The organism is Yinghuangia aomiensis (genome assembly GCF_039542225.1).
In the GTDB taxonomy this organism is placed as follows: Bacteria; Actinomycetota; Actinomycetes; order Streptomycetales; family Streptomycetaceae; genus Yinghuangia; species Yinghuangia aomiensis.
The window spans coordinates 66364-74375 of sequence record NZ_BAABHS010000038.1 but is presented as its reverse complement, the minus strand read 5'-3'; the positions used below and the strand labels follow the sequence as shown (position 1 = coordinate 74375).

At 70.2% G+C, this 8012-nt stretch carries 5 protein-coding genes and 3 pseudogenes; 2 read left to right on the top strand and 6 right to left on the bottom strand.

Features of this window, described 5'->3' with window-relative positions; genetic code table 11:
- The first annotated feature begins 337 nt into the window (after positions 1 to 337).
- Positions 338 to 931, top strand: a complete 594-nt coding sequence (locus tag ABEA93_RS35230) for a hypothetical protein (RefSeq protein ID WP_345679998.1) — start codon at positions 338 to 340, stop codon at positions 929 to 931.
- Positions 932 to 965: 34 nt separating this feature from the next.
- Here the strand turns inward: ABEA93_RS35230 and ABEA93_RS35225 are convergent.
- The 4 genes and pseudogenes from ABEA93_RS35225 to ABEA93_RS35210 form a co-directional block, all read right to left on the bottom strand.
- A pseudogene (locus ABEA93_RS35225) lies at positions 966 to 1853 on the bottom strand (IS5 family transposase); the annotation flags it as partial.
- An 80-nt stretch (positions 1854 to 1933) separates the two neighbouring features.
- Positions 1934 to 2365, bottom strand: a complete 432-nt coding sequence (locus tag ABEA93_RS35220; protein ID WP_345679997.1) for a hypothetical protein — start codon at positions 2363 to 2365, stop codon at positions 1934 to 1936.
- A gap of 3 nt (positions 2366 to 2368) precedes the next feature.
- Positions 2369 to 3490 (bottom strand): DUF6192 family protein, encoded by a 1122-nt coding sequence (locus ABEA93_RS35215; RefSeq protein WP_345679996.1) that lies wholly within the window; start codon positions 3488 to 3490, stop codon positions 2369 to 2371.
- 668 nt (positions 3491 to 4158) lie between these two features.
- Positions 4159 to 4344, bottom strand: a pseudogene (locus tag ABEA93_RS35210) (type II toxin-antitoxin system PemK/MazF family toxin); the annotation flags it as partial.
- Positions 4345 to 4496: 152 nt separating this feature from the next.
- Between ABEA93_RS35210 and ABEA93_RS35205 the strand changes: the two are divergent.
- Positions 4497 to 4643: pseudogene (locus tag ABEA93_RS35205) on the top strand (IS701 family transposase); the annotation flags it as partial.
- 746 nt (positions 4644 to 5389) lie between these two features.
- On the opposite strand, the gene ABEA93_RS35200 reads toward ABEA93_RS35205, so the two are convergent.
- Together ABEA93_RS35200 and ABEA93_RS35195 are read right to left on the bottom strand one after the other, a co-directional pair.
- On the bottom strand, positions 5390 to 6076 hold the full coding sequence (locus ABEA93_RS35200) for a hypothetical protein (protein WP_345679994.1): 687 nt from the start codon (positions 6074 to 6076) through the stop codon (positions 5390 to 5392).
- Positions 6077 to 6418: 342 nt separating this feature from the next.
- Positions 6419 to 7666, bottom strand: coding sequence for an outer membrane protein assembly factor BamB family protein (locus tag ABEA93_RS35195; RefSeq protein WP_345679993.1), 1248 nt, complete (start codon positions 7664 to 7666; stop codon positions 6419 to 6421).
- Positions 7667 to 8012: the final 346 nt, after the last annotated feature.

Genomic DNA, 8012 nt, shown 5'->3' with positions numbered 1-8012 from the left:
CCGTCACCACCACGGTGCCGGACTGCATATCGACGCTTGAAAACTACGTCCAACAGCTCACGAATGCTGCCCCGGGGCTGGTGGCCTGGGCTCTTGAGCAACCCCATCCCTGACGTTAAACGGCAAGTTCAGAACTTGTCTTTGATCCTCGCTCGGCCGTCCGGGAGCCAGCGTGTTGGGGCAGGATTGGCGTGTGGAACGTGACACGGGCTCCCGCGCGGATACGGCCGAGGTCCAGGTCCTCGAAGGGTATGAAGTCGTCCGGAAGCGCCCGGCGTCCTACTTCGGGGTGGGACCGGGGGACCCGGGATTTCCGCTTCAGGTGCTGCAGAGTGTCGTGGCTGACGTGTTGTGGGAGTTCCACGTCGGTCCTGTGCTGAACGTCCGGGTGGTGATCGAGTCCGACCGCTGCTTCCGGGTGGAGGACGACGGCCCGGGACTCCCGATACACCCCGTCGGTCCGAGGTGGGATCCCGCCCCGTGGGTTGTGCGGATGTTCCGCGAACTGGTCGCGGGCGCATGCCCGCCGCGCGGTGTAGGCCTGGCCGTGCCGACCGCGGCATGTTCGCAGGTGGCAGCCTCGGTGCGCCGCGACGGGCGTCACTACCAGGTCGACTCCGGGTTCGGGCGGGAGACGCGACTGACGGACCTGGGGCCGGCTGAAGGCCACGGGACCAGCATGCGGTTCGTCCTCGACGAGGAGTACCTCACCAGCGGTGCGGTCCTGCCGCAGGATCCAGCTGCGGCGATCGAAGCCGCAATCGACACCCCGCTTTGGAGCGGTAAGACGAAGGTCCGCGGACGCGTCGACGTGCGCATCGAGGACCTGCGCACCGGGTCACGTGTGCTGCGGACCGTGCTGCCGAACGGCACCGGCCGATGCTCTGCATGCATCTTCGACTGCGAAGATCCACTCGCAGGACAGGCATGACGCCGCCACGGGCCTCCGTGTTGCCATGTCAGGCTGCCCCCTCGCGCTTGCGCCAGGGTTTGGCGGTGCGGGTGGCGGTGGCGCCTTTGCGGGTAAGGCGTTTGGTCATCAGCGCGATGGCCGCCCAGTTGACGTGGGCTTCGGAATGCTGCGGGAGGCGTTCGTAGTCGCGGACGTTCCGCCGTGCCCGCAGCGTCCACGCGTTGGTCCGCTCGACGATCCACCGTTTGGGGAGCACGACGAACCCCTTGGCGCCTTTGGGGCGTGGGACGGTCTTGAGGGTGATGCCGAGTTTGTCGGCCCATTGGACGAGTTGGCCGGCGTAGGCGGAGTCGGCCCAGGCGACGACGACCGAGGGGTGGATCAGGCGGAGCCGCCACAGGACGTCTCGGGCTGCGTCGGCGTCACGGACGTCCGCACCGGTCACCAGGACGGACACCAGCAGGCCGCGGTTGTCGACGGCGAGATGTCGCTTCCTGCCGTTGATCTTCTTGCCAGGGTCGTATCCGCGTGTGGCGCGCGAGACGGTCTCGGCGGCCTTGACCGACTGGCTGTCGAGGATGACCGAGACCGGGCGGGGACTCGTGTCCGCGCGGATCCTCAGGCGCCGGCGGAGCTGGTCGCGGATGCGGGTGACCACGCCTGCGGCGGCCCAGCGGGTGAAGAACCCGAACACGGTCTGGAACGGCGGGAAGTCCGCAGGCAGCGCGCGCCACTTGATGCCGTTGTCGACGACGTACCGGATCGCGTCGACGATGTCGCGGCGGTGGTGCTTCTCCGGGCGCCCGCCCTGCCGGGTCTGGCATGCCGGGGTCGGCAGCAGTCGCTCCAGCACGGCCCACTCGGCAAACGAGGTGTCGGACGGATAGCGCTGCCGCCGTGACTGCGACGCGGGGACGGGCCTGGATCGTGAACGTGGCATGGCCGAGTCGCGGGTGCGCCCCGCGCAGCGGGGCGCACCCGCTGTTCCTTCCTGGTGAGGGTTTCGCGGACCGGAACGCGTCAGGCGGTTTTGCGGGCGGTCTCCAGCTGCATGATCAAGTACTCGAAGCTGGACTCGATGCCGTTGAGCTGGCCGAGCATCAACTTCACCGCCTTGTCCTCGGGCCGCTGCTGCTGGTGCGGGAGCACGCAGCCGGTGACGATCCGGCGGATGAACGACAGCTCCTTGCGGAACTGCCGCAGCTCGTAGGCGGCCCAGTCCTCGGGGTCGGCGCTGAACCGGTAGCCGTGCCGCCGGTCCCAGATCAACGGCGTCAGATCGAGCTCGGTGGCCGTGTCACGCAGGTAGCTGATGCCGCGGCGTACCTGGCTGCGGGTCAGCTCGCTGGCCCGGATCAGCTGGTGCATGTGCAGACCCGTCGGCCGCGCCTCCATCAGCGCGACCCGGACGCGTTGGCCGCTCACGTTCGGCGGCAACGCGCGGCGTGCCATGGCCTACTCGCCCTGGAGGATGCGCGCGAGCGCGCCGTCGAGGTCGACCGCGCCGGTGGCCAGGACCGACTCCAGCCAGTCGGCCGTCGCCCGGATCCTGGCGATGTGCGTCGATACCACGTCGCGTTCCTCGTCGGTGAACTCGTGCCCGCGCAAGGACGGGATCGCCTGGCCGGCGCCGGTGGTGAACTGCACGCAGACGCCGATCAGGTCGATGAACTGCGCGGTCCGCTCCACCCGGGCCAGCAGCGGGACCTGCTCGCGCAGCCCCTCGCCGAACAGGCGCGAGTTGTCGAACTGCGCGGTGTTGACCACGTGCCGCGCGGTCCGGTCCGTCATCGCCTGGCGCGCCACCGACGGCCGCCGCAGCAGCTCCACGGCCACCTCCGCCGCGGCCGCGCTGTCCTCGAACTGCACCGTGTTGACCACCCGCTTCACCGCCGTGTCGCTCATGGCTCCGGCCGCGACGTCCGGGCGGCGCAGCAAGTCGGCTGCGACCTCGGCGGCGGCCTTGCTGTTCTCGAACTGCACGGTGTTCACGACGCGTTTGGTGGCCGTGTCGCTCATCGCCGCCGCCGCGACCTCAGGCCGGCGCAGCAGGTCAGCGGTCACCTGCGCGGCGACCTGGTCGTCGCGGGCGAGGTCGTGGATCTTCTCCACGCGTTCCTGCGCGGACGCCGGGTTCTTCACCAGCCGCCCCACGATGCGGTTCGCCTCGTCCAGCCACCACCGGCGCTCGCCGGTCCGCGGGTTGAGCGGGGTGTCCGCGAGGGTGGCGAACCGCTCTCGCTCGCCCGTGATCGAGGCCAGCGCCTTGAACACCCCGAACGGGATCCCCGCCCGGCGCTCTGCCGCCGGCCACTTGGACGCGGTCCAGCGGTAGCCGAGCACCGTGCTGGTCGCCAGGCCCACGCCCTCCGCGAAGAACCCGATCGCGGTCTCCACCGAATACAGCTGCTGGTCCGCCGCGGGAACACTGCCGCCCCACGTCCCCATCGGTTCGATCTCCAAGGCCATGTCGCCCAGTTCGAACTGCGACCGCGTCATCTGCGCGACCAGCTCGCGCCCCCGCGACACCAGCTCCTCGAAGCGTTCCTGGCTGACGTTCCCCACCTTCTCCGACACGGTGACCACCGCCTCCGCGCACCGGGGGCAACCGATCGGCCACCGCGGACCCGGAGCGCGCGCAGCCAGTGTCGAGCGGCGCCCGAGCCGGTCGGCAGAGGCTCCCAACGGGCGGACGAGGCGGACCACCGCGCGCCACCGGCGCACCCACACCCCGGGGACTGAGGCGTTCGCATCACCGTTACTGCAACGCTTAAGCGAACGGGACTATCCGCCTGAAACGGACTATCGCCGTCCGGCGGCTTCCGCCGCAACCAAACCGTGATTCCGAGTCCGACGCGCTGCAGCGCCTTGCGCGCCCCTCACGTGGACTCGTCACTCTCCTTCCGGCGACGGCACGCGCGCACCCTGCACCGGTCCGAGCAGTACACCGCCCGCGTTGCGCGCTCCACACCGGACGTCCAAATCGCCCCGCACTCAGGACATCGCACCCGCGACTCAATACCCCTGACCAGGGCCGCAACCCGCGCCCGGCTCCGCCGTAGCAACCGCCACTGCGCCGAACGACACCTCGACGAACAGTAGATGCGCTCGGGCCGGGAGTTCGCCGGCAGCAGCGCACCGCAGAACGGACAGAGCTTCTCCGGCCTCCGCCTCGGCAGGCGTACGACGTTGCCCTGGCTCACCCGATCAGCGTAAGACAGTCCGGGAGTTCAAAGACAAGCAGTAACAACGCCTTCGAGAGGCAGTCCTTCGGGGGCACCTACTGCCACCTCAACGGCCACGCCGCTGATATCGGTGCCTGCGGGAGCGACGACCTGCATCGCCAAGAAACCGGACGCCTCTTCTCCCGACAGCAGTACGACTGCCGTCTGCTCGTCGAAATCTGCCCACCAGACTTCGCCACGTCGCATATGTCCTCCTGACACGGGACGGCGTGCCTGCGTCGCCCCTTCGGCCGCCGCCCACTCCAGCCACAGATCATGACGTTGGCTGTCAGAGCCGGTGAGAAGACGGCTGCGGCCACCGGTGATCGTCGTGAGTTGTGTGGAGTGACGAAGAGACGGTGGCCGCAGGTCACAGCATAGATCCCGCCCGCCGGCGGGATGCGTTCGAGGGCTTGACGGGCCGGATCGCGGGGCGCTTCACCCGGGTCGAACCCCGGCGCAGGGCGGCGCGGTTGGTACTCGGGCTGTTGTCGGACCTGCCGAGAAACCTCGTGGCTCCGGCTGCTCTCGTCTTCTTCGTCGTCCCAGCGGTAGTGGTCATCCTCAACGGTGTTGCGGGCGGCGGCGTGCTGAGCACCTCGGTCGAACCCACTGGAGGCCGTCGGCCGTTCGGGGGCGGTGCGGGCAGAAGCGGAGATCCGCTCAGACGCCGCGCGGTCCATGGGTGTCTCTCATGCCATGCCCTCACCATGGGGCCGTTGACGCGCAACCGCAGTCATTTCTCACGCTGTTCACCGGTTCCAGGTCCCGACCCTGCAAACGGCGTGTGCCGCGCACCAAGGGACGCTCGACACACGTCACGCGCGGCCTCTTCGTTCGCTCGACGGTACGCCGCCCGGCGGGGCCGAAGAGCAGTGCTGTAGTCCGTGGCTGCCGGGCGCCCGGACGCAGTTGGGGCGACGTTCAGGTGACGTTCGGCCGACGTAGGTCAGGCGTCAGCCCAACGGCACAGCCGGAGGTTGCCGCAGGCCAGCACGGTGGAACACCGAAACATGGGTGGCCTCATCGCGGAGACCACCCATGTTTCACCGTGCCACGGCGCAGGACTCGACAACGTCGTTGCGCCAATTCACCAGCCTGGCTGTGCGCCATGCCGACGGTGCCGCAACCGAGGGCACGACGAGGACTGGCAACCCCCAGTCCTGCTGGCCTCGCGCTCGATCCGCCCGACGCGCCGGCCCCGGCCGCTTCCCGAACAGCCGGGACCGCCACCAGCGTGCTCTGGTACGCGTCACCGGCCGTCGCGGTAGTCGGGGACCGCGAGGTGGATAGTGCCGTTGCCACCGAGGAGGCGGTCACCGGGGGCAACGACGATGGATTCGCCGTCGGGCAGGGTGATGCGGTGCCGGGGGTTGGGGCCGCGCTGAAGGTCGCCGTCATAGGCGATGGTCCCGCCGTGGTCCAGCACCCAGGACAGCAGCGCCGTGTCGTCATCGGGGACCGTGAACGGCTCCAGGCCGCCGCGCACGTCGGCGTCGTCGCGCGCCGTTGCGGGTGTGTTGTCCACGGCGGATGAGTGAGGGAAGTGCTGGCCGAGGATGCCGAGGAATTGCTCGTGCACGACGAACCGGCCGCGCATGTCCTGCACCAGAAACGCGTCGACCAGCTCGGCCACCACCGCCGCATACGCTGCGGCCTCGCTGCCCGGCGCGGGCCGGTCGTGGCGCAGGTGCGCGCGGACGGCGGCCAGGCCGCGGCGGACGGCCGCCTCATGTTCCTTGAGTTCGGCCTGGCTCTCGTCGCTCTCGTGCATGAACTCGTCGATGCACTCCCGGGTGTGGAACACGGTTACGAGGACACCGTCGTCGCCAACGCCGGTGATCGTCGGGCCGTCCGGTCCGGAAGCGTGGCACTTGCCGCATTCCTCGACGGACTTGCGTCCTTCGGGCGCGTCGTCGTAGCCGCCGTTGTCGTGCATGTCCCTCCCTGGTCACGTCACGTGGTCCGGAAGCACGGAGGCCTCCTGTCCCGGGTGGTGGGTCAGGAGGCCTGGTGCCAGGGAGACCACGCGTGGTGGCGCGTGAGTGAGGCAGCCCGGCCGCACAGGACACCGGACCTCTCACCCGGACCCGGAACGGCAGCCATCGGGCGTTGCGAAAGGAATAGACCAGAGGGAACAAACCCAGCCAAGGCCAGGCCCTCAGGGCGAGCTTCGCCATCGGCAGTCCGGCAGCCACGCTGAACGCGCAGAGTCCCCTACCACACGACCAGGATCGCCGAACAAAGTTCGACGCCGCACCGCCAACCATGCACGAACTCGTCAGGCCGAGAAGGCGTAGACGCGGTCGCCCGCCGTGCAGATCTTGCCGTCGGTGTAAACGCGCGGTGCGTTGCTCATCACGGAGGCGTCGTCTGGCAGGTCGGCGGTCCAGCGGAGACGGCCGGTGTCCGGGGTGTACGCGTCGAGCACGCTGTCCTTCGTCGCGGCGCAGACGGTGTCGGCGGTGGCGCATAGCGAACTGGCCGCGCACGTCCTGGTGTTGACGTTCCATCGGGAGGCGCAGGCGACCGGGTCGATGGCTTCGAGACGCCCGTGGCTCTCCGCGCCGACGCTGCCGGCGTCGCCGGTGTAGGCGTACACCAGGCCGTGCGCGCTGAACAACGTCTGGTCGCCGGGGCGGTCCGCCGTCTCCACCTCCGCGCGCCGCGTGCCGGTGGCCGCGTCGAGGATCAGGACGCCTCGGGTCGTCATGACGGTGAGGCTGGGGCCGACCGCCGCCATCGACGCGACGCCCAGCGCGCGCGTCGGCGCCGTCCACCGCGTCCGCCCCGAGGCGGTGTCGTACGCGAGCACGGAACCTCCGTCGGACGCCATGCTGTAGAGCGTCCGACCGTCCGCGGACGTGATGATCCGGCTCCGGGGGCTCGCACCGCGGTCGGCGGCCCAGAGCTTCGCGCCGGTGTCCGCGGCGACGGCGGTCGCCCTTTTGTCGTCGGTGATCGCGTACACGGCTCCGTTGGAGGACGCCGTGTGGTACCCGAACGAGCCCGCCGCACTCCAGCGTTCGCGCCCGTCGGCCAGGCCGAGCGCGTGGATGCGCTGGGTGCCGTCGGCCTCGTCCGCGTAGATGTAGGCGTTTCCGTCGCCGACGGTCGGCACGCCGAATCCCACGGAGGTGGAACGCCAGCGCTCGGCCCCGGTCTTCACGTCGACGCACACCCACAGTGCCCCTGCGCGACCGCCGCCGCCGGCGACGACCACGCCGTCCGCCGCGGCCAGCGCCTCGAGGACCAGCGGGGCCTGCACCCGCCACCGCACGGCGCCGGTTCCCGCGTCCAACGCGTACAGCGACGACGCGTCAGGCGTCGTGCCGACGACCACGAAGGCGCCGTCGCACGCCACCATCTCCTGGCTCCAATGGATGTCACCGTTGAGCGGACGCACCGACCAGGCGAGCGGGCGCTTCTCCGCCCGCTGCCCCGAGCCTCCGCATCCCACCCCCAAGATCGCGGCTCCGGCCACGCCGCCGCTCGCCAGCAGGAACTGCCGTCTGTTCGGACCACGCATGGTCGACCCGACCCGCGCCCTCCCCGGCACGGGCCGGCACCCCCCTCGTCCCGTTCGCGCGGCGCGCCCCCCGCACCGCTATCAGACGTGAGGACGACGACGGCGCGACCCCGGTTGCGGAGGCACGGAGCACACGGACCCGACGGGTGCGCGCAGCCGGTCGAGGGCGCTCCGCGGCCCCCGTGCGGCGGAGGCCCGCGTCGCCCGGACAACAGCGGACAAGGTTCTCCGAATCGCCCGCCCTGCGATGCCCTTTCACCTGGTGACGTCGTACGGTGCGCTGCGCGGGATCGCACCGGGACAAGGACACCACCGATGACCCGTGACCGCCGACGCGGACGAGCAC

Bases quoted from the DNA above. Each gene is read 5' to 3' on its own strand.
- ABEA93_RS35220 (WP_345679997.1), bottom strand. From the start codon at position 2,365: ATGGCACGCCGCGCGTTGCCGCCGAACGTGAGCGGCCAACGCGTCCGG.
- ABEA93_RS35200 (WP_345679994.1), bottom strand. From the start codon at position 6,076: ATGCACGACAACGGCGGCTACGACGACGCGCCCGAAGGACGCAAGTCC.
- ABEA93_RS35195 (WP_345679993.1), bottom strand. From the start codon at position 7,666: ATGCGTGGTCCGAACAGACGGCAGTTCCTGCTGGCGAGCGGCGGCGTG.